At 59.9% G+C, this 20,822-nt stretch carries 18 protein-coding genes; 6 read left to right on the forward strand and 12 right to left on the reverse strand.

The features are described 5' to 3' along the window. The first annotated feature begins 55 nt into the window (after positions 1-55). From AC3IX4_RS10740 to AC3IX4_RS10755, 4 genes are all read left to right on the forward strand, one after another. Positions 56-835 carry an enoyl-CoA hydratase gene (locus AC3IX4_RS10740; RefSeq protein ID WP_489260501.1) on the forward strand — a complete coding sequence of 260 codons (780 nt, stop codon included), beginning with the start codon at positions 56-58 and terminating at the stop codon, positions 833-835. Continuing rightward, positions 832-2,364: a 3-hydroxyacyl-CoA dehydrogenase gene (locus tag AC3IX4_RS10745; RefSeq protein WP_489260502.1), complete on the forward strand. Its 1,533-nt coding sequence runs from the start codon at positions 832-834 to the stop codon at positions 2,362-2,364. Before AC3IX4_RS10740 ends, AC3IX4_RS10745 begins: the two co-directional genes overlap by 4 nt. A gap of 34 nt (positions 2,365-2,398) precedes the next feature. Further along, the gene (locus AC3IX4_RS10750) at positions 2,399-3,601 is read left to right on the forward strand and encodes a 3-oxoadipyl-CoA thiolase (protein WP_489260503.1); all 1,203 of its coding nucleotides are present in this window, start codon (positions 2,399-2,401) and stop codon (positions 3,599-3,601) included. Between the two features lie 71 nt (positions 3,602-3,672). After that, the gene (locus AC3IX4_RS10755; RefSeq protein ID WP_489260504.1) at positions 3,673-4,998 is read left to right on the forward strand and encodes an OprD family porin; all 1,326 of its coding nucleotides are present in this window, start codon (positions 3,673-3,675) and stop codon (positions 4,996-4,998) included. Between the two features lie 536 nt (positions 4,999-5,534). Here AC3IX4_RS10755 and AC3IX4_RS10760 read toward each other — a convergent pair. From AC3IX4_RS10760 to AC3IX4_RS10775, 4 genes are all read right to left on the reverse strand, one after another. After that, positions 5,535-6,287 carry an amino acid ABC transporter ATP-binding protein gene (locus tag AC3IX4_RS10760; protein ID WP_489261267.1) on the reverse strand — a complete coding sequence of 251 codons (753 nt, stop codon included), beginning with the start codon at positions 6,285-6,287 and terminating at the stop codon, positions 5,535-5,537. Positions 6,288-6,298: 11 nt separating this feature from the next. After that, a complete protein-coding gene (locus AC3IX4_RS10765; protein ID WP_489260505.1) occupies positions 6,299-7,021 on the reverse strand; it encodes an amino acid ABC transporter permease in 723 nt (240 codons plus the stop codon). Between the two features lie 27 nt (positions 7,022-7,048). Beyond that, positions 7,049-7,912, reverse strand: a complete 864-nt coding sequence (locus AC3IX4_RS10770; protein ID WP_489260506.1) for a substrate-binding periplasmic protein — start codon at positions 7,910-7,912, stop codon at positions 7,049-7,051. 63 nt (positions 7,913-7,975) lie between these two features. Continuing rightward, positions 7,976-8,785, reverse strand: a complete 810-nt coding sequence (locus AC3IX4_RS10775) for a phytanoyl-CoA dioxygenase family protein (RefSeq protein WP_489260507.1) — start codon at positions 8,783-8,785, stop codon at positions 7,976-7,978. 97 nt (positions 8,786-8,882) lie between these two features. Between AC3IX4_RS10775 and AC3IX4_RS10780 the strand changes: the two genes are divergently transcribed. After that, complete coding sequence (locus AC3IX4_RS10780; RefSeq protein WP_489260508.1) at positions 8,883-9,791, forward strand: LysR substrate-binding domain-containing protein; 909 nt, start codon at positions 8,883-8,885, stop codon at positions 9,789-9,791. A 172-nt stretch (positions 9,792-9,963) separates the two neighbouring features. Here AC3IX4_RS10780 and AC3IX4_RS10785 read toward each other — a convergent pair whose 3' ends face one another. From AC3IX4_RS10785 to AC3IX4_RS10805, 5 genes are all read right to left on the reverse strand, one after another. Beyond that, a complete protein-coding gene (locus AC3IX4_RS10785; RefSeq protein ID WP_489261268.1) occupies positions 9,964-11,628 on the reverse strand; it encodes an arylsulfatase in 1,665 nt (554 codons plus the stop codon). Positions 11,629-11,821: 193 nt separating this feature from the next. Continuing rightward, a complete protein-coding gene (locus AC3IX4_RS10790; RefSeq protein WP_489260509.1) occupies positions 11,822-12,199 on the reverse strand; it encodes a helix-turn-helix transcriptional regulator in 378 nt (125 codons plus the stop codon). A 93-nt stretch (positions 12,200-12,292) separates the two neighbouring features. Then, on the reverse strand, positions 12,293-14,056 hold the full coding sequence (locus AC3IX4_RS10795; RefSeq protein ID WP_489260510.1) for an FAD-dependent monooxygenase: 1,764 nt from the start codon (positions 14,054-14,056) through the stop codon (positions 12,293-12,295). Continuing rightward, positions 14,053-14,979: a VOC family protein gene (locus tag AC3IX4_RS10800; protein WP_489260511.1), complete on the reverse strand. Its 927-nt coding sequence runs from the start codon at positions 14,977-14,979 to the stop codon at positions 14,053-14,055. Before AC3IX4_RS10800 ends, AC3IX4_RS10795 begins: the two co-directional genes overlap by 4 nt. Positions 14,980-15,049: 70 nt before the next feature. Beyond that, positions 15,050-15,883, reverse strand: coding sequence for a fumarylacetoacetate hydrolase family protein (locus AC3IX4_RS10805; RefSeq protein ID WP_489260512.1), 834 nt, complete (start codon positions 15,881-15,883; stop codon positions 15,050-15,052). Between the two features lie 385 nt (positions 15,884-16,268). On the opposite strand from AC3IX4_RS10805, the gene AC3IX4_RS10810 reads away from it, so the two are divergent. Further along, the gene (locus AC3IX4_RS10810; RefSeq protein WP_489260513.1) at positions 16,269-16,985 is read left to right on the forward strand and encodes a GntR family transcriptional regulator; all 717 of its coding nucleotides are present in this window, start codon (positions 16,269-16,271) and stop codon (positions 16,983-16,985) included. Positions 16,986-17,111: 126 nt separating this feature from the next. Here AC3IX4_RS10810 and AC3IX4_RS10815 read toward each other — a convergent pair whose 3' ends face one another. The 3 genes from AC3IX4_RS10815 to AC3IX4_RS10825 are packed head-to-tail and all read right to left on the reverse strand — an operon-like array spanning position 17,112 to position 20,266. After that, on the reverse strand, positions 17,112-18,626 hold the full coding sequence (locus tag AC3IX4_RS10815) for a DHA2 family efflux MFS transporter permease subunit (protein ID WP_489260514.1): 1,515 nt from the start codon (positions 18,624-18,626) through the stop codon (positions 17,112-17,114). Next, positions 18,619-19,812 carry an HlyD family secretion protein gene (locus AC3IX4_RS10820; RefSeq protein WP_489260515.1) on the reverse strand — a complete coding sequence of 398 codons (1,194 nt, stop codon included), beginning with the start codon at positions 19,810-19,812 and terminating at the stop codon, positions 18,619-18,621. Before AC3IX4_RS10820 ends, AC3IX4_RS10815 begins: the two co-directional genes overlap by 8 nt. Then, entirely contained in the window at positions 19,805-20,266 is a 462-nt protein-coding gene (locus tag AC3IX4_RS10825) for a MarR family winged helix-turn-helix transcriptional regulator (RefSeq protein ID WP_489260516.1), read from the reverse strand. The genes AC3IX4_RS10820 and AC3IX4_RS10825 overlap by 8 nt, the downstream gene beginning before the upstream one ends. Positions 20,267-20,822: the final 556 nt, after the last annotated feature.

Raw genomic sequence — 20,822 nt, forward strand, 5'->3', positions numbered from 1 at the left:
CGGCGTATCGCCCTGGCACTGGATCTCCCCCTTAATACCCCTAGCAGGAGAGCACATGAGCCTTGAGCCCTTGGTTTTGCTGGAGCAACCCGCACCGGGTGTGGCATTGCTCAGGCTTAATCGCCCTAATGCGCGCAATGCCCTGAACATGGCACTGCGTGAGGAACTGGCCGGCCACTTTCGCCGCCTCGATGAGTGCCCCGAGACCCGCGTCATCATTCTGACCGGTAACGATAAGGTGTTCGCAGCCGGCGCGGACCTTGCCGAGATGGTCGATGCCACGGCAATGGAGCTGTATGCACGGCATGCCGAGCGTCATTGGCAGGCCATCTCCTCGTGCAGCAAGCCGGTCATCGCGGCGGTCAACGGCTTCGCCCTGGGCGGTGGCTGTGAATTGGCGATGCATTGCGACCTGATCATCGCCGGCACTTCAGCGCGATTCGCCCAACCGGAAGTCAAGGTTGGGGTGATGCCAGGGGCTGGTGGTACTCAGCGACTGGTGCGTGCCGTGGGCAAGTTCCAGGCGCTGCGCATGCTGTTTACCGGTTGCCTGGTGACGGCAGACGAGGCGCTGCGCATGGGCCTGGTCAGCGAGGTGGTGGAAGACGCCGAAACCGTGTCCCAGGCCTTGGTGCTGGCTGTCGCTATCGCCGATATGCCGTCGATTGCCGTGGCGCAGATCAAGGAAGTGGTGCTCGGGGGCATGGACTTGCCGCTGGAGCAAGCGCTGACCCTGGAACGCAAGGCCTTCCAGTTGCTGTTCGGCTCGCATGATCAGAAAGAAGGCATGCAGGCCTTTCTGCAAAAACGCAAACCGGAGTACATCGGCCAATGAACCTGCACTCACTGCAACGTATCGGTGTGGTCGGCGCTGGCGCCATGGGGCAGGGTATTGCCCAGGTCATGGCCCAGGCGGGGTTGCACGTCTCATTGTTTGATGTTCGCCAAGGGGCTGCGAGCGCTGCGCGCGAGCAACTGGCGGCCACCTTCGCCACGTTGCAAGAAAAGGGGCGGATCACACCGCAAGCCGCCAGCGAGGCGCTTGAGCACGTTCAGGTCGCCGACGACCTGCCTGCACTGGCCGGCTGCCAATTGGTGATCGAGGCCATCGTCGAAAACCTTGAGGCCAAACAGCAGTTGTTCCGCCAGCTGGATGAGCTGTGTGATGAATCGACCGTGCTGGCGAGCAACACCTCGTCGCTGTCGATCACTGCCATCGCTTCGGTGTGCAAGCATCCAGGGCGCGTGGCCGGGCTGCATTTCTTCAACCCGGTGCCGCTGATGCGCCTGGTCGAAGTCATCGGTGGTATTGCCACAGGCGCAGAAGTCATCGAGATGCTGCAGGATTTGGTGCGGCGCATCGGTCATTACCCGGCCCAGTCCACCGACTCGCCGGGCTTTATCGTCAACCACGCAGGCCGTGCCTTTGGCACCGAAGCCTTGCGCATTCTCAGTGAGCAAGTCGCTCCGGCTGCCCTGATTGATGCAGTGCTGCGCGACGGTGCCGGCTTTCGCATGGGGCCGTTCGAATTGCTGGACCTGATCGGGCTGGATGTCAGCCTACCAGTGATGGAATCGGTGTATCACCAGTTCTATGAAGAGCCCCGTTATCGGCCTCATCCGCTGCTGGGCTTGATGAAAGCCGGCGGGCACCTGGGGCGTAAAACGGGTCAAGGTTTCTATCAATACGCAGGCAAGGGCGCGGCACCGCGCGTGGTTCAAACCGTGCCGGCCTGCTCACAGCTGCCTCCTGTGTGGGTGGCCGCCGATGACGACATCGGCAGGGCGCGGTTACTGGCGATGCTTGAGCCGCTAGGCGCTGAGATCGAGACGGGCCTTAGGCCCTCCGCACAAGCCTTGTGCTTGCTGGCAACGCTGGGTGATGACGCCACCGAATCGGCCTTGCGACACGGTACAGACCCTGCGCGCACAGTGGCGGTCGATACCTTGTTCGAGCCTGGCAGCCTGCGCTGCCTGATGGTCAACCCGGCGACGCTTCCTGAGATGCAGAACGCTGCTCACGCGCTGTTCAGCGCCGACGGCGGTACGGTGGTGGTGATCCGCGACAGTTGCGGATTTATCTTGCAGCGCACCCTGGCATCGATCGTCAACCTGGCCTGTGACATCGCACAACAGGGCATCGCCTCGGTGGCTGATATCGACATGGCCGTGCGCTTGGGCCTGGGTTACCCGCAGGGTCCGCTGGCGTGGGGCGATCAATTGGGTGGCGCACGCCTGCTGCAGATTCTGGAGCGCATGCATGCCCAGACCGGCGATCCGCGTTACCGCCCAAGCAACTGGCTGCGCCGTCGGGTCCGGTTGGGGATTTCCCTGTGCCAACCCGAGAACCCGATGCCGGCCTGAGCCGACTCACCTTTAATTTTTCGAGAGCTTCGTCATGCTTGATGCCTACATTTACAGCGGTTTGCGTACTCCCTTCGGTCGCCATGCTGGCAGCTTGTCCGCCGTGCGCCCGGATGACCTGGTCGGGCCTCTTCTGGCCCGCCTGATGGAAACCTCGGGTTTGCCTACTGACGCGCTGGAGGATGTGATCCTGGGTTGCACCAACCAGGCCGGCGAAGACAGCCGCAACGTAGCCCGCAATGCCTTGCTCAGCGCCGGGCTGCCCTTTAGCGTGCCTGGGCAGACGGTCAACCGCTTGTGCGCCAGCGGCCTGTCGGCGGTGATCGATGCGGCGCGGGCCATCACCTGCGGCGAAGGCCAGCTGTACCTGGCCGGCGGTGTCGAGAGCATGTCACGGGCACCCTTTGTACTCGCCAAGGCCCAGAGCGCTTTCAGCCGGACCCAGGAAATGGCCGACAGCACCATCGGTGCCCGCTTCTCCAACCCGAAACTGGTGGAGCGCTACGGCAACGACAGCATGCCGGAAACCGGCGACAACGTGGCCGAGATGTTTTGCATCAGCCGAGAGGATGCCGACCGTTTTGCCGCCGCCTCCCAGGCACGCTACCAGGCTGCCCTTGAGGCCGGCGTGTTGGACGATGAAATCCTGCCTATCGATGTACCGTCCGGGCGCAAGGGCCAGACCGTGTCCGTCAGCCGCGACGAGCACCCACGGCCGCAGTCCGACCTTGAGGCCTTGTCGCGCTTGAAGCCGCTGTTCGAAGGTGGCATCGTCACCGCCGGCAACGCCTCGGGGATCAACGACGGCGCCGCGGCGTTGCTGTTGGGCAACCGCGAGATTGGCCAGAAGCATGGTCTGCAACCCATGGCGCGGATTCTGTCTGCGGCAGTCGTCGGCGTGGAGCCCCGGATCATGGGCATCGGCCCGCACCGAGCCATCGAAGTGGCCTTGCAGCGCGCCGGTATCAAGCTTGCGCAGGTCGATCTGATCGAGATCAACGAGGCGTTCGCGCCACAGGTGCTGTCCTGCCTCAAGGCCTTGGACATCCGCTTCGATGATCCACGGGTCAACCCTAACGGCGGCGCTATCGCCATGGGGCATCCACTGGGCGCATCCGGTGCACGACTGGTACTCAGTGCCTGTCGCACCCTGCAGCGCAATCAGCAACGTTACGCAGTGGTCAGCCTCTGCGTAGGTGTGGGACAGGGCGTGGCGATGGTGATCGAACGCACCTGAGCCAAAACGCAGTCGCAACCCTGTAAACAACAATAAAAAGGGCGCGAAAGCGCCCACGGGAAACCTTCGCCATGAACTCACCTTCACGCTTCACTTGCCTGGCCTTGGCCGTCTCCAGTTGCGCTTACGGCCAGTTCGCGCAGGCAGACTTTATCAAGGACAGCCACGCCACGCTGAGCCTGCGTAACCTATACGTCAACCATGACTACCGTGACCAGCCCGGCACGCTCGGGCAGAGTAAAACCGAAGAATGGGCCCAAGGGTTCGTGCTCAATTACGCATCGGGTTTTACAGCAGGGACACTGGGGCTGGGCGTTGATGCGATAGTGCTGCAGGGCCTGACGCTCGATAGCGGCGCGGGCGTGCATCGCGGCAGCACCATGATCCCCGACGACGGTGCTGGCGCTGCCGCCGCCTGGAGCCGATTTGGCGTGACCGGCAAGGCTCGCCTGGGCAAGAGCGAGGCTCGCTTGGGCACCTTGCAGCCCAAGTTGCCGATCGTGGTGACCAACGACGGTCGTCTGTTGCCACAGACCTATGAGGGCGCGCAATTCACCAGCAATGACTTCGACAACTTGACCCTGACCGCTGGCCGCCTGGACAAAGCGACCGCTCGAGCCTCCACGGACCGAACAGGGCTGGCGGTCGTGGGCGGGACCCGGGAAAGCGATCAGTTCGTGTTTGCCGGTGCCGATTACAAACTCACCAAAGACCTGGTCGTGCAGTATTACGCCGCTAACCTTGAGGACTACTACACACAGCAGTTCTTGGGTTTGCAGCCTAAGTTCATCTTGGGTGAAGGGCAGTCGATCAAGGCTGACCTGCGTTACTTCGACACCCGCTCCAGTGGCGCCAACAGCAGCGCCAGCGGCCGTGCCCAGGGCTATCGTGTGGGCGGATACAGCGATGGCGGGTCCGGTGAAATCGACAACAGCACCTGGAGCGCGATGTTCACCTATACCCTCGGTGGTCATGAGCTCATGGGCGGCTATCAGCAGGTTTCCGACGATAGCAACTTTGTCCAGCTCAACCAGGGAGGCCTACCTGGCAAAGGGGCCACGGGCGCGAGCGTCTACCTGCCCACCGACCGCTTGATCGCAAACTTCACCCGGGCCGGGGAAAGTACCTGGATCGGCCAGTACACCTATGACTTTGCCGCGCTGGGCGTTCCGGGATTGCGTGCGTCGATGATCTATCTCAAGGGTGATGGCATCAAGACCGCCTCCGGCGAGGATCAGAAGGAGTGGGAGCGCGACGTGTCGCTGGACTACGTCATCCAGAACGGGATGTTCAAAGGCGTCGGCCTGAATTGGCGTAATGCCGTGTTTCGCTCGGAGGCGGCTCCTGCTCAAGACCTGAACCGCTTGACCGTCAGCTATACGGTTGCCTTGTTCTGACAGGCACCGCGGTGTGGCCATCGCGGCATAGGTATCTACACAACTCTGGGGCAGCGCGGCTCTTGTAGCCGCTGCCGAGGTACGAGGCTGCGATCGGCGGCGAAGCCGTCGTAAATTCAGGCCCTTCGGTGTGCCTGATGGATTATGGTCTCAGGTTTTACGGCCGCTTCGCTGCCGATCGCAGCCTCGTACCTCGTCAGCGGCTACATTCGTAGCAGTACGCCAAAAGATGTGTAGATACCTATGGCCATCGCGGCATAGGTATCTACACAACTCTGGGGCAGCGCGGCTCTTGTAGCCGCTGCCGAGGTACGAGGCTGCGATCGGCGGCGAAGCCGTCGTAAATTCAGGCCCTTCGGTGTGCCTGATGGATTATGGTCTCAGGTTTTACGGCCGCTTCGCTGCCGATCGCAGCCTCGTACCTCGTCAGCGGCTACATTCGTAGCAGTACGCCAAAAGATGTGTAGATACCTATGGCCATCGCGGGTAAGGCTGGCTCCTACAGGGCTTGGCGTAGGAGCCGGCTTTAGCCGCGATCAGTTCTGTATGGACTGGATAAAACCGGCGATGCGGCTATTGCTGGGGTCGGCGAGGAGTTCTTGCGGGGTGCCGGACTCCAGGATGCCACCGTCGGCGACGAAGCAGATGCGGTCGGCCAGTTTGCGGGCGAAGTTCATTTCATGGGTGACAATGATCATCGTCATGCCCTCCTGGGCCAGTGCGCGGATGGTGTCGAGTACCCCTGAGACCAGCTCCGGGTCGAGCGCCGAGGTCGGTTCATCGAACAGGATCAATTCCGGCTTCATCGCCAAAGCCCGGGCAATCGCGACCCGTTGACGCTGGCCGCCAGACAGCTGATCGGGGTAGTAGTCCAGGCGCGCCGAGAGGCCGACCTTTTCGAGGATGGCCCTGGCATCGGCAATCGCTTCCTGCTTGGGGCGATGTAGCACATGCAGCGGCCCCTCGATGACGTTCTCCAGTACCGTGCGGTTATTGAACAGGTTGAACTGCTGGAACACCATGGGCATTTTGCTGCGAGCCTTGCGCAGTTTGGATTCGTCCAGCTGATGGTAGGTCTGGTTGTCCGAATGGCATAAACGCTCGCCAGTAAAGGTAATCTCGCCGGCACAGGGTGTTTCCAAAAAGTTGATGCAGCGCAGCAGGGTCGATTTGCCCCCTCCGCTTGGACCAATGAGGAAGACCACTTCTCCACGTTTTACCGTCAGGTCAACGCCGCGCAGGATCTTGCTGCTCCCGTAGGCCTTGTGCAGCCCTTTGATCTGCAGGATAGGTTCGGCATTCATGATTTGGCCTCGGTCAGCTTGTTGGATACCTGGCTGCGGGTGGCAAGGGTACCGGTACGCAGGTGAGCGGGGGTCAGGCGTTGTTCGATCCAGTGCACACCCCGTGCAGCAATGAAGCTCAGGACGAAGTAGATGAGGGCGACCATCAGGTAGACCTGCATGCTCAGGAAGGTGTTGGCGATGACGATACTGCCGTGGCGCAGCAATTCATTCACGGCAATGAACGACACTAGCGAGGAGTCCTTGAGCAAGGAGATAAAGTAGCCACCGACCGTTGGGATGGCGATTTTAAGGGCTTGGGGCAGGATCACCCGCAGATAGATTTGATTGCGCGACATGCCAATGGATAAACCCGCCTCCCGCTGGCCCTTGTCCAGCGAGAGGATGGCGGCCCGAAAGACCTCGGAGAGGTAAGCGCCGAGGTTGAGGCTCAGGCCCAATACCCCGGCCCAGAAGCCGGAAAGGGTCAGGCCGATCTGCGGCAAGGTGAAGTAGATCACCAACAACTGCACCACCAGCGGTACCCCGCGCCAGATTTCCACATAGCAACGCATCGGCCAGTCCAGCCACGGCCGGCGCGTCAGTCGGCCAAGCGCGACGGCAAGGCCAATGAGGATGCCAAGGGCCATGCTCAGCACGGACAGTTGCAATGTCACCACCGCGCCCTTGAGCAGGAACGGGAAATACTTGGGAATCAGGACAAACAGGAAATCGTACATAGCGGTATTCCTTTGTTTGTGCGCCGGTCAGTTCTTGGTCAGTTGGGTTTGCTCCAGATCCCATACGCCGTATTTTTCGAGAATTGCCTTGTGAGTGCCGTCGGCGATCATCGAGCTGATGGCGCCGTTGAGGGCTTCGCGCAGATCGTCACATTCGCCCCGCACGGCGATGGCTTGCGTTCCATAGATGTAGGGCGCCTTGGTTTCGGCGGCGGCCCATTCAGGTTTCGGTTGATAAAGGATCGGTTCACCCACGGTGCGCAGGTTTTGCATGGTTTCCTTCTGGCCGATCAAGGTGCCCTGATCGAGCAGCACGGCATCGGCCTGATTGTTCTGCAGGGCCTGGAAAGGTTCACCGAAGCCGTTGAAGTCCATGACTTCACCGACCACACCGGCGTCGGCCAGGCGATGTGCGTTGAGCGAGTCGTCGGTGCCCATCACGGAGGCGATCTTCTTGCCCTTGAGGTCGGCCATCGATTTGATCGGTGAGTCAGTCTTCACGATCACAAAGTTGTAGCTCAGGAAGTAGGGGGTGGTGAACTGGATCCCGGCGTTTTGTATCCGTTCCTGGGTGGCCGACATGGCGGACAGGATGATGTCCCAGCGCTTGGATTTCATGCCAGGAATCAGCGTGGACCACTCGGTCACCACATACTCGGTCTTGGGCACGCCAATGCGCTTGCCGATTTCTTTGAACAGCTCGGCTTCGAAGCCGCCGTAGCTGCCGTCTTCGTTTTGCCAAATGAACGGTTTGGTGCCCATCAGGCCATTGCCGGAGCGCAGTACGCCAGACGCCTTGACGTCCGCCAGGCAACTGCTGCTGGCCTGGGCGATGCCCGCGGTGCCGAGAAGCAGCGCAAGGGCGCTGATGGTGAGGAGTGAACGTTGCATGGGATGTGTCTCCGACTGGGGATTTTATTGTTATTTTTCGAGCGAAGTGCGCGGGGCGTGGTATCAGGCTTCTTTGCGCCAGACCACTGGAAACCAGTCTTCGCGCATGCGGTCGCCGGTATGCAGGTTGATTCCGGGGAAGGGTGGGGAGGTACGGCCCGGGCGGGCAATGTAGCGAACGTCGTCACCGATGAAACGGGTCGAGAACGCCCTTCGCCGGCCAGTGCCCTGGTTGCCTGCGGCACCGTGTACGGTGCGAAAGTCAAACACCACGGCATCGCCTGGTTGCAGCTCCGGGGAGAGGAGGGTGAAGTCGCCGTTTTCAACATCCGGCATGTCCATGAACAGACTTTCCCCGGTCACGGAGTGGGCTTCGCCATAGAAGTCGGCGTTGTTTGCCCAGCTTTTTGGCCGTACCGGTTTGGGCCATCGGTGGGAGCCAAGTACCACGCTCAGGGTGTTGAGCTGGGTCACAGGATCCAGGGGAATCCAGTAGCTGGCCGTCTGCAGGCCGTCCACGCAGTAATAGGGCAGGTCCTGATGCCAAGGCGTCGGTTTGGACGTGCCAGGCTCTTTGACCAGGATATGGTCGTGGAATACCTGCACTTGCCGCGACTGCATGATCTGCCCGGCAATGCCCGCCGCCGGCGAGTTGAGGACAAAGTCGCTAAAGGCCGGAATGCGTTGCCAGTTGCAGTAGTCTTCAAAAAACCGGCCGCTTTCCCCGCTGCCCACATTCTCGATCGCAAATGGGCTAGGGTTGGCCAGGTTCTGTTCGAAACCTTCACGCAGACGCTCGATCCAGTCGGTGAAAACGCCGCGTAAAACAACCGCACCGTCGCGCTGAAATACCTCGACATCGGACATCGTCATCGGACTTGCTCCTTTGTTGTTGTCGGTATGCGAGGAGTATTGCTTTTAGGCATAAATAGGAAAACTATATATTTCTTATTCTTGAGTATAGGTAAACATGATAGGTTTTTCGTTCCGTCAGTTGGAGTACTTCGTGGCGGCGGCCGAGCACGGCAGTATCAGCGCGGCGGCCAGGGCACGGCATGTGTCGCAACCCTCCGTATCGCTGGCGATCTCGCAGCTGGAAGGCACCTTGGGCGAGCGTCTGTTTCGGCGCCAGGTCAGTCGCGGGCTCGAACTGACTCCCGCGGGCCAGCGCCTGTTGGGGCGGGCTCGGGATATCCTCAACCTGGCGGTGGAGATGGCCCAGGTCCATGGGGGCGATCAGGCCCTGCGCGGTCAGCTGACGTTGGCCTGTTTCCAGGACCTGGGGCCGTACTATGCGCCGCGCTTGCTCGCGGGCTTTCGTGCGCAACACCCGGAAGTGACGGTGACCTTGTTCGAAACCGACCTTGCGGGTGTGCATCGGATTCTCAGCGCCGGCAAGGCGGAGCTGGCATTGACTTATGAGTTGGGGCTCGATCCGCTGGCCGAACGCACCGTGCTCGCCCAACTGGCGCCCTATGCCTTGTTGCCGGCCGATCACCCATTGGCGGCTCAGGCCGATGTCTCGCTGCTGGACCTGTCATACGAGTGCCTGATCCTGGAAGACATTCCACAGACGCGGGAGTATTTCCTCTCGTTGTTCTGGTCCCAGGACTTGCACCCCATGGCCCAGCAATACACCCAGACCTTCGAGATGCAGAGGGGGCTGGTGGCCCATGGTTATGGCGTGGCCTTGTCCTGCACCCGGCCTGTGGGTGACCAGAGTTACGACGGCAAGGCCATCGCTTGCCGCCCGGTTCGTGAAGCGCTCAATCCCCAGCGAGTGGTGCTCGCCCAATCCACGGCCATGCGCCCTTCACAAGTCGCGCAGGCGTTCATGAGTTGGGCGGCGAACAACGCTTTGGCTGATGTATTGCGGTGAAGCCATTTGTAGGAGCTGACCTTGGTCGCGATGGCATCGCCGCGGTTTTCAGGAAGACCGCAGCGACGCCATCGCGACCAAGGTCAGCTCCTACGGGGTGAACACCAATCGGGCTGAGTCTTCACGCTGCCAGGCGGTTTCTACAAAACTTTCCCCCTGCTCAAGCCGCGAGTTATTGCTGGCTCACCTCCGCTGTCCGGCTGGCGTTGCTGAAACATTTGCCATACAGGCAGGTCTGGAAGCCGTATTTGATGTTCACCGGGGCGTCCAGCACACCGTTGCGCTGCACGTAAGCGTCCCAGTCCCTGGACAACTCAGCCACTTTTTCAGGGTGTTGCTCGGCCAGGTCATGCTTCTCGACCGGGTCCTGGGCGATGTTGAACAGTTGCCACTGGCCGGTGCCGTAGGGCGACTTGATGACGGTCATTTTCCAATCGCCTTTGCGCACCGCACGACGTCCCAACAGTTCCCAGGCGATCACGCGTTCGCCCTGCACTTGCCCATTCAGAGCAGGCACCATGGACAGGCCTTGCATCGGGTAGACATCGCGGCCATGAAACTGCTTGCCCGGATGCTTCACGCCAGCGGCTTCAAGGAAGGTGGGCATGATGTCCATCACACTGAAGACGCCGTTGTTGATGCTGCCTTTATCCTTGGCCTTCAGGAACGGCGCGCGGATGATCGCAGGAGACTTGATGCCGCCCTCGGTGGTGAAGCCTTTGAAATACAGGTAAGGCGTGCTGCTGACTTGTGCCCACTGGGCGCCGTAGTCGATGAACGAGCCCTTGTGCCCCATGTTCGCCAGGCTGTTATCAAAGGTGCTCTCGATCCACTGGCGGCTGCCTGGCAAGTCGAGTGGGCTGTTGCCGTCGGCGCCGTTGTCGGACATGAACACCACCACCGTGTTATCGAGCTTGCCGGTGGTTTTCAGGAAGTCCAGCAGGCGCCCGATGTGATGGTCCATGTTGTCGACCATCGCGGCATACACTTCCATGCTGCGTGCCTGCTCAAGGCGTTGCTCAGGCGTCAGTTGCTCCCAGGTTGGCAAGGAACCTGTCATCGGCAGGTTCGGTGTGACGCCTTTGCTGACCAGGCCGATTTCCTGCATGCGCGCCAAACGCTGCTGGCGTACTTTCTCGTAGCCTTCGGCATAGCGGCCTTCGTATTTCTTGATCCAGGCTTCAGGTGCCTGCAAAGGCCAATGCGGCGCGGTATAAGCCAGGTAGGCGAAGAACGGTTTGCCGTCTTTTTTGTCCGCCTTGATGTAGTTGATCAACTGATCGGTGTAGAACTCGCTGGAGTAGAAACCCTTGGGGGTATCGACCAACTTGCCATCGTCCCGATACAGGGCCTTAGGGTCGACGTTGCGGTCGGGGATCTGGTCGTCGTAATGGCTGGCGGCGCCTTGCAGCAAAACATAGGAGCGCTCGAAGCCCGCGGCTTTGGGGCTCAGTTCTTCACTGCGGCCCAGGTGCCATTTACCGGCCATGTAGGTGTGATAACCGGCGTCCTGAAGCACCTCAGCCATGTTGGCCACGCGATTGTTCAGGTAGCCCTCGTAGCCAGGCTTGCCCTTTTGCTCAGGCTGCATGAGCTCGGCCATATTGCCAAGGCCCGCCAGGTGGTTGTCGGTGCCCGTCAGCAGCATGGAGCGTGCAGGGGAGCAGGTGGGGGCTGTGTGGAAGTTGCCCAGGCGCACGCCTTCCTGAGCGAGGTGGTCAAGGTTGGGTGTGTCGATTTCGCCACCGAAACTGCCCAGGTCGCTGTAACCCATATCGTCTGCAACAATAACCAACAAGTTGGGTTTCTCTTGCGCTTGCGCGGCAAAGGCAGTCAAGCACAGCGCATACAGCGCCGACTTTAGAAATAGTGATTTCACCGGTAGATCCTCTTTTATTGTTGTTCCGGCATTAAGCTGGCCGGTGGAGCATTGTGGCGTTTTGCACAGGGTGGCGTTACCGATCGGGCGTTGCGGGCTTAAGTTTTTGCGCAATTATTTGAAGTTAAAAGCCAACGCCGGCGGCGGTGTATTAGTGTTTGGCTAATGTGTGTGACGGCAGTTCGTTGAAGACTTGTTTATAAGCGGCGGAGAAATAGCTGGGGTGAGAGAACCCCCATTCAGAAGACAGCTTGCACAGTTGCAACTGACCGGGTTGATGCCTGCTGAGAATGTCCCGAATAGCCTTCAAGCGATGCACCTGGATGTAGCGCATGGGGCTGGTGTCCAGGTAGCGGCGAAACCCCTGTTCCAGGCTTCGACGGCTGGACCTGCCAACCTGCAGCAACTGGTCGATGCTCAAGGGTTGCTCCAGGTTGGCGTGGATGTAGTCCACCGCGCGTTTGATTGAGCCTGGCAGTAACGGGCGGGGGAGTGTGCCTTCGTGCAGCGGGTGCAATTGAGTCCTCATGGAACACCTGTGTATCAATCGGAGTGACCAAATCGTGGACGAAGCAGTCCCCACGCCAATATCTGGCGGGCGTGGGGACTGATGGCAGAGTGTCTAGCGACCCAACAGCTGTTTCAGGACTTCAAGCAGTTGCTGCTCTTGTGCGCTGTCTGAGCCTTGCGAACGCCAGGCGACATGGTTGTCTGGGCGCACCAGTATGCAACCCGACTCGCTGACCTCGCGCTGGCGCGCCCAATCACCATAAGCGTCGACATAGTCCAGCCCTAGGCCGATGCGCTGGACCTGGATGTCAAGTCCCAGCTCCTTGGCCGCCATGGCCGCGGCACGCTTCCAGATTGCGCCGCCGTGACCGGTGAGCAGGGTAAAGCGCCCCTTGCCACAAATATCCAGGGTCGACACCTGGCGCCCTTGCTTATCCAGCAACCAGGCGTGGGGCAGGCGTGCACCGGGCCAGGTGGTGGCCTGGTAGTAGAGTTCACGATCCCGTGGGTACTCGGGCTCCTGGCTGCCGTCGCTGACAATCGCCGAGCTCTGATAGCGTTGCCCCAACTCGACACCGTGACAGTTGAACTGGTAGTTCTGCAGTTCGATGGCCTGCTCCAACTGTTCACGACGTTGTGCGCCGGTTGGGTCATCAGCACAGAGTTCATGCAGGCTCGCCCAACCGTCTTCTTCGCTCTGCCCAGGCTTGAAGCCCAGCGCATTGGCGATCGGCAACATGCCTCGGACGCTTTTCATGGCCCGATCGACAATCTGCCGGCCCACCGGCTGGCGTTCTTGCGAGTAGCTTTCGAGCAGGCTCGGTGCCGCTTCGCCGCGCAGCACCATCGCCAGTTTCCAGGCCAGGTTGTAGGAGTCCTGAACCGAGGTATTGGTGCCCAGGCCGTTGGCCGGCGGGTGACGATGCACCGCATCGCCGACACAGAACACCCGGCCTTCGGAGTATTTCTGTGCGACCACCTGGTTGATCTGCCATTTGCTGGTGGCCAGCACTTCTACGTCGATGTCGGCATCGCCGATCACGTCCCGTGCGCGCTTGATGACCGCCTCAATGCTCAAGTCTGGCTCGCCTTGGGCGGGGTCGTACATGTAGAGCATGACCCACTCGTTCCACGGGCGAACACAAATGAAGGTGCCGCCGCCCACCCAGTAGTCGTTGCCGGGGCGGACCATCCAGTACAGAACGCCAGGACGGTCTTCACAGTAGCGGCGCAAGTCGGCGCGCAACCAGACGTTGACCGCGCAGCCCAGGCCCATCTCGCCGTCCAGCGGGATGCCAAGGGTTTCCATGACTTTGCTGCGCGCACCGTCGGCGCCGATCATGTATTGGGCGCGGACCTTGTATTCACGCTGGGCCACGCTGTCGAAAATACGTGCCGTGACGCCGTCAGCGTCCTGGGTGAAATCAAGCAGCTCATTGCTAAAACGCATGTCGCTACCGGCACGCAGCGCCTCGTTGGCAACGATCGGCTCCAGGATGTGCTGGGGGATGTTGCACATGGCCGTGGGGCTGGCTTTTTCATAGTCAGACTTGCGGTCAATGGCATTGCCCCAGCTGCCCAATCTCGCCAATTCAAGCCCGGAGAAGCTGGTGGCCCAGACGTTGTTGGCCATCAATTCGTGAGGTGAGGCCAGTTGGCGGACCTGTGGCTCGATCCCCGCATCACGGTAGACTTCGACCGTGCGCTGGTTGGTGATATGGGCGCGAGGGCTGTTGGCCGTCCAGCGATATTTATTGACCAGCAGGTTCTTGATGCCATAGCGCGACAGCAACAGCGATGCTGTCAGGCCGGCGGGGCCGCCACCGACGATCAGGACCGGGACTTCAATGGTTTCGCATGTTTGTTGATCGTTCATTTCATGGCTCCGCACGGCTGGGCTTCGGTGTTGAAGATGAAGTAGTCGGGCACGTCAGGCCCCCACAGGTACAGCGAGTTCTCGGGCAAAAAATCACCGGCAGGCCAGTTCACCCCTGCAGCGATGAAATCCATCTCGGCTGAGTACTCGCAGAACGACCCCCAAGGGTCGCGAACATAGTGGAAATAGTTGGAGCCCAGGCTGTGTCGGCCGGTCCCCCAGCCTTCCTTGTAGCCGGCAGTGGCCATCTGAAAGGCACCGATGCCGACCTGGTTGATGTCCTCGACCTCCCAGGCCGAGTGATGCCAGCCCTTGGCGCTGCTCTTGGCAAAGGCCACCAGGTGATGGTCGCAACCGTGGGGGGCGTGCATGAACGCGATGATGTCTTGGGACTTGTCCGAAAGCCTGAGCCCCAGGGCCTCCCGGTAGAAGTCGATCGAGGCAGGCACATCCGAGGAAAAGACCAGGACGTGGGACAGCCGTTGCGGTTTGATACGGGGCAGTTGATCCCGAGTACCCACGCCCCTGAGGCTGGCGCCGGTGTTTTTGGCCGGGGCGATGGCCTTGCTGTCGGGCATGGTTTTTTCGCCCACCTTGACCTGCAACAAGTTGCCATCCGGATCGCGAAACCAGAAGCCAACGCCGTCTCCGGTTTCAAATCGGGCACCTTGTTGCTCGACCTGCTGACGCAGGGCCAGGTAGTCGCGCTCAAAGCAGTTAAGGCTCAAGTAAGCCAATGACTTTTGTGTGCTTGCCAGAATGCGCGCCCAGCGATGGCCGTCGGCGGCACGCAAGTTCAGCTCGTCGTGTGCCACTTCCACATCAAGCCCGAAGCTTTCAAAGAAGTGCTGCGCTTGTGGCAAAGAGGGCACATTTAGCGCGTAGTGATCAATTGAGTGAACACCACAGAGATCGGAGCTCATGATCGCCTCCATTTTATTGTTATCAGGAGCAAGCACCTGGCACCCAGTGCCCGGTGCTTCGCAGGGCGCCTCAGACTTCGTCGATCACCGGATTGACCAGTGTGCCGATGCCTTCGATCGACACCTCGACCACATCACCGGCCTTCAGGTAGACCTTGGGGGCCATGCCGAAGCCAACACCCGCCGGGGTGCCGCTGACGATCACATCGCCCGCTTGCAGTGTTACCGCTTCACTGAGCGTGGAGATAATGGTGGCGACATCGAACAGCATGTCTTCGGTGTTGGCGCTTTGCACCACCTTGCCATTGACGCGCGTCTGCAGCAGCAACCCTTTGCCACCGGCCGGAAGCTCGTCGGCCGTGACCAGGTCAGGGCCAAAGGCACCGGTGTCGTCGAAGTTCTTGCCGACGGTCCACTGCGGTGACTTGAACTGGTAATCGCGCACCGAGCCTTCATTGAACAGCGCGTAACCCGCGACGTGTTGCAGCGCATCCGCTTTGGCGATATGCCGACCACCGCTTTTGAGCACCACGGCCATCTCGCCTTCGTAATCCAGTGTGTCGGAAACGCGAGGGCGCACAAGCGGTTTGTTGTGAGCGGTCAGGCTGGAGTTGAAGCGTGGGAACAGGGTGGGGTAGTCCGGCTGTGCGTAAGGGGATTCTTTGGTGTGGTCGGCATAGTTCAGGCCCACGCAGATGATCTTGCCTGGCTCGCGCATCAGCGGCAGGTAGTCGTGCTCGCCGATTTCCACCCATGGGCCCTGGGCGTTTTCGCCGTAGGTAGCCAGGTCGACGCCACGTTTTAGCAGCGACTCAAGCGGTTCATTGCCCAGTACACGTACCCCTTCGTTGGTGCGCACACCGAGAGTGGGTTGGCCCTGATACTGGAAATAGACATAGCGCATGAATAAAGCCTCTTGTTGTCGTGAGAGAGCTCGTGCTGCTGACGGCCCTGTGGAGCCAAAGGTAAGGCGGTAGATAATATATCGTCAATGGTTTTATATATTATTTTTGATTTGTATACACATCGACTGGAGCGGAAACTGATCAGGAGCAAGCCTCAATGCGCAATGCCACTGGCCTCTGGGGCCGCTACGCAGCCCATCGCGGCCGGGTCCGCTCCTACACAACAGCTCGTGGAGGTGCTGACAAACCCCGGGGCACCCCGCCATCCGCAAATCTGCATTGCAATGCGAAAATTATATAAAGCCAGAAAATTCTATTATTTTAATTTTCTGGCCTTCTGGCGTATCGTAGGCGCCCAGTAGGGATGAATGGACTGTGACCACCGTGACCCAATCACTCGCGCGAGCCCAAGACACCGGCACCGCAGACAAGCGAACCATGGCCTCGCACCTTGAGATGCGGGTGCGTGAAGACATCATCAGCGGCAAGCTGCGCCCTGGCAGTAAGTTGGGGCTCAAGGAGCTTGCCGAGTCCTACGAGGCAGGTGTCATTCCCCTGCGCGAAGCCTTGTCTCGCCTGGCCGCGACGGGCTTTGTGGTGCTGGAGGATCACAAGGGATTTCGCGTCGGGAAAATCTCCGCCAAAGAAATCCGCGACATCACCGATACCCGGCTGCATATCGAATTGAAAGCGCTGGCAGATTCCATCGAGCGCGGCGATGTGGAGTGGGAGAGCCGGATCATTGCCGCGCATCACAGGCTCGATCGGTTGCCGATCATCGAAGGGGCTGAACGCCTGATCACGCCCGAATGGGACAGCGCCCACGAAGCCTTTCACTTCGCACTTATTTCCGCTTGTGGGTCGCCCTGGTTGCTGCGGTTTGCGGCAACGCTGCGAGACCAGACCGCACGCTATCGGTCACTGTCCATGCACTACGCCGACAGCGCCAAGCGTGGCATCTCGCGCGAACATAAAGACATCCTCGAGGCCGCCCTGGCCAAAGACGTGAAGCTTGCTTGCGAGCTGTTGCGTGAGCATTACGAAACCACGATGCAGCGGGTACTCAATCACGAGCTGCTCACAGGTACCGCAGGCCAGTAAGGCGCAGCGGGCTGTAGGAGCAGAGTTTACTCGCGATGGGATCGCCGCGATTTTACCTCACAACAATCCGCGGCGATTTTGCCTCACAAAAATTTGCGGCGACGCCATCGCAGGCAAGCCTTGCTCCTACAGTTTGAGCCCCTGGGATATTCTGGGGGGGCGCAGCAGCAACAGCAGCGGCATCACCGCTATCGCCAGCCACATCAGCAAACTGAAGTCATTGAGGTAGGCCATGCTCGTGGCCTGATAGGTGATCGTCTGGTCCAGCAGCGCTCGCCCCGCGACGCTGTCGGGGCTCAGGTAGGTGCTGGCCGTCCAGCTTTCCAGTGCGCGGTTGAAGGGTGTGATCAGCCCGCCAAGCTCCTCATGCAACACTTGGGTATTGCGGGCCAGCAGCACGGTGACCAATGAGATGCCGACGCTGGAACCGACGTTGCGTGACAGGCTGAACAGCCCGGCGCCATCGGCACGCAGGTTCGGGTCCAGGGTTGAAAAGGCGATGGTGTTCAGCGGCACGAACAACATCCCCAGGCTCGAGCCCTGGACGAACCCCACCACAATCAGCGTCTGCATGGAGATATCCGGCGTCCAGGCCGACATCCAGTACATCGACACCGCCGACAGTAGCAACCCGGTGAATAACAACCAGCGGGTATCGACCTTGCCGACCAGCCGGCCGGCCACGAACATCGTCAGCATGGTACCCAGCCCCCTGGGGCCCAGTGCCAGACCTGCGTCGAGCACCGGGTAGCCCATCAGTTTCTGCAGGTAGGGCGTCATCAGCGCTAGCGAAGCCAGGTAGGTGATACCGATGACGAAGATAAACACCACCCCCAGCGCAAAGTTGCGGTCCTTGAACAGGCGCGGGCTGACAAAGGGTTTGTCGGCCGTGAAGGTGTGTACCAGGAAGATGTAGCTGGCCACCAAGGCCACCACGAATTCGAGCAAAATCTCCCCGGAACTGAACCAGTCCAACTGTTCGCCACGGTCCAGGAACAACTGGAACGCCAGGATCGCCACGCTCAACGAGCCAAACCCCACCCAGTCCAGGCGCGAGTCGCGGTCCACAGGTGTTTCACTGACAAATTTCATCAGGCCGACAAACGCCAGCAGGCCGATGGGCAGGTTGATGAAAAACACCCAGCGCCAGTTCAGGTGCTCGGTCAGCCAGCCCCCCAGCACCGGGCCGAGTACCGGCCCGACCATCACCGAAACGCCGAACAGCGCCATGGCCGAGCCGCGCTCCTTGAGGCTGTAGGTGTCGAGCATGATGCTCTGCGACAGAGGCACCAACGCAGCGCCGGCCATGCCTTGCAGCAGCCGGAACAGAATAATCTGCTCCAGCGATTGGGCCAGGCCGCACAGGATCGAGGTGATGACGAACCCGACAATCGCGGTGAGCAACACTCGCTTGCGGCCAAAACGCCGGGCCAAAAAGGCCGAGGGCTGGGTCATGATTGCCGCGGCAACGATATAGGAGGTCAGCACCCAGTTGATCTGATCGGCGCTGGCCGACACGCTGCCCTGCATATAGGGCAGGGCGACGTTGGCGATGGTGGTGTCCAGCGCCTGCATGATCACGGCCAGGACCACGCAACTGGTCAGCAGTGCGCGATGGCGAGGGGCGGCTCCCTCACTCATGAGCGGTGTCCTGATGTGCAAACAAGCCGCCAGGCAAGCCACGGGACCGGCCAGTATCGATGTCGGCCTCCACGCTCATGCCATGGCGCAACGGTGGCTTGCCGTCCTGGTCATCGATACGGATACGGACCGGAATACGTTGCACCACCTTGACCCAATTGCCCGTGGTGTTCTGTGCTGGCAGCAACGAGAAGCTTGAGCCCGAGGCCGGGCTGATGCTCTCTACCGAGCCATGCCAGACCACGCCGGGGTAGCTGTCGACGCGAATCTTGACCGGCTGGCCAGGGAGCATGTGAGTCAGTTCGGTTTCCTTGGGCTGGGCAGCGACCCATAGCGCGTGGCTGGCAACCAGGCTCATGCCCGATTGGGGCGGCTGCAGATACGCACCGACTTGCAAGGAATCCACATTCGTCACGATGCCGTCAAAAGGCGCGCGCACCACGGAGTTGTCGAGATGGCGGCGGGCTTCATCGACCTGGGCCCTGGCTTGCAACCAGGCGGGTTGTTGTTCAACCGGAACGTCGACGCGCCCGCCCAATTGGGCCAATACCGTCTTGGCCTGGGCCTTGGCGACGTTGATTTTTTTCACCGTGGTGTCCAGCTCATGGCGCGCCTGATCGTAGGTCGTACGAGACACGGCGCTGACAGCCAGCAGTTTTTCCTGGCGTTGGAACGCTGTCTGGAAATACGGCAATTCAGACTGGGCCTGATCGATCTCGGCCAGTGCCTGGCTGTAGCTTGCTTGTTGGTTGAGGATCTGGTTGCGAACCGCGCCCAGGCTGGCAGTGGCACTGGCCAGGGCTATCTCGAAGGGTTCGGCGCGCAGCTTGAACAGCACCTGGCCCTGGGTGACCCGCTGATTGTCTTTCACTTCGATACTGGCAACCAGGCCAGAAACGTCGGTGGAGATCGCCACCTTGTCGGCCTGGATGTAGGCGTTGTCGGTGCTCACGATACGGCCGCCCACGGCATACAGGTAAGCGCCCGCCAACAAAGCCAAAGGCAGCAACAGGAACATTCCCTTGCGGATCCGCTGTTTTTTTACGGAGGTAGCGGCCTGGGCGAATGTTGCCTCACCGGCATGGCGCTTGCCGAAATCTCCGGGCGAATGGCCGCCACTGTCCAGGCGTGGAGCGCTCTGTAGGGGAGGTTTGATGGGGGCGTCGGTGATGGGCGATTCAGACATGATCGGCCTCGGCATCCACGGGTTGATTGCAGGCATGGATCAAGTGCTCGCGCATACGCGTGAGCATCTCGAACAGTTGCTGTTGCTCCTGCGCGGTGAAGTCCACCATGGCCTCGCCGCGAGTCTGGTTGCCCAGGCCACGCATGACTTCGAGCAACGGCAGCGCACCGGGCATCAGGAACAACTGCGTGATGCGACGATCCGTCGGATGCGGGCGACGTTCCACCAGGCCACGCTCCTGCATCTTGTCCAGCAAGCGCACCAGAGTGATGGATTCGATCTCCAGCAAGTCCGCCAGGCCTTTCTGATGGATACCCTCGTGTTTCGAAAGGATCGCCAGCACATGCCATTGCGAGCGGGTGAGGTCCATGTGCCGGGAGCGTTGTTCAAAGCGCTTGCGCATCAGTCGCGCGACATCGTGAAGCACGAAACCGATGGAGAGGGGAGTCGTCATGGGGACACCGATTATTGTTAGCCTGCTTATCATAAGCATGGCTCTGACAAGCGTGCTAGTGGTTTTTTAAGTGCGCGATTGGGCAACCACCCTCAGGGTGTCATCTGGAAGGGGGTTAATACCGAGGAATACCAAAGACGCTAATAAGCGGCGTGTATCATGTTTAATACACGGGGGCTGAAATTTTATACATTTAATGACAGGGCGTCAGAAAAGTGAAGTTTAAAATTTGACGCTGTTTCATCCGCTTAACAGAAAATTTCAATTAAAAATAACGCGTCAAAGATTTGTAAAATTCCTGATGCACCGCTAACGTGCTGTACGTGAGATGAATAAACACAAGTGCCGCAAGAAGTTGCTTCTTTTTGGTGCTTGGAGGGAGCGCTGTTCCTTGGTTGGTTAGGCTTTGCCGGTTTATAACGATTTGATTTAAATCACTATTTTCTTAATATATCAATCGTCGTGAATGCTGGCATTTTTTGTGCTTTTAATAATGTGTCAAAGCCGTTTTTAAATAAGACAATCCCCTGTGAAGCAGGTTGTACAGCGCTCGAGG

The organism is Pseudomonas sp. KH_021 (genome assembly GCF_057838865.1).

Coding starts and splice junctions, on each gene's coding strand:
- AC3IX4_RS10820 (WP_489260515.1), bottom strand. CDS start 19,812: ATGTCTGAATCGCCCATCACCGACGCCCCCATCAAACCTCCCCTACAG.
- AC3IX4_RS10795 (WP_489260510.1), bottom strand. CDS start 14,056: ATGAACGATCAACAAACATGCGAAACCATTGAAGTCCCGGTCCTGATC.
- AC3IX4_RS10780 (WP_489260508.1), top strand. CDS start 8,883: ATGATAGGTTTTTCGTTCCGTCAGTTGGAGTACTTCGTGGCGGCGGCC.
- AC3IX4_RS10740 (WP_489260501.1), top strand. CDS start 56: ATGAGCCTTGAGCCCTTGGTTTTGCTGGAGCAACCCGCACCGGGTGTG.
- AC3IX4_RS10750 (WP_489260503.1), top strand. CDS start 2,399: ATGCTTGATGCCTACATTTACAGCGGTTTGCGTACTCCCTTCGGTCGC.
- AC3IX4_RS10800 (WP_489260511.1), bottom strand. CDS start 14,979: ATGAGCTCCGATCTCTGTGGTGTTCACTCAATTGATCACTACGCGCTA.
- AC3IX4_RS10770 (WP_489260506.1), bottom strand. CDS start 7,912: ATGCAACGTTCACTCCTCACCATCAGCGCCCTTGCGCTGCTTCTCGGC.
- AC3IX4_RS10775 (WP_489260507.1), bottom strand. CDS start 8,785: ATGACGATGTCCGATGTCGAGGTATTTCAGCGCGACGGTGCGGTTGTT.
- AC3IX4_RS10790 (WP_489260509.1), bottom strand. CDS start 12,199: ATGAGGACTCAATTGCACCCGCTGCACGAAGGCACACTCCCCCGCCCG.
- AC3IX4_RS10755 (WP_489260504.1), top strand. CDS start 3,673: ATGAACTCACCTTCACGCTTCACTTGCCTGGCCTTGGCCGTCTCCAGT.
- AC3IX4_RS10825 (WP_489260516.1), bottom strand. CDS start 20,266: ATGACGACTCCCCTCTCCATCGGTTTCGTGCTTCACGATGTCGCGCGA.
- AC3IX4_RS10815 (WP_489260514.1), bottom strand. CDS start 18,626: ATGAGTGAGGGAGCCGCCCCTCGCCATCGCGCACTGCTGACCAGTTGC.
- AC3IX4_RS10805 (WP_489260512.1), bottom strand. CDS start 15,883: ATGCGCTATGTCTATTTCCAGTATCAGGGCCAACCCACTCTCGGTGTG.
- AC3IX4_RS10745 (WP_489260502.1), top strand. CDS start 832: ATGAACCTGCACTCACTGCAACGTATCGGTGTGGTCGGCGCTGGCGCC.
- AC3IX4_RS10765 (WP_489260505.1), bottom strand. CDS start 7,021: ATGTACGATTTCCTGTTTGTCCTGATTCCCAAGTATTTCCCGTTCCTG.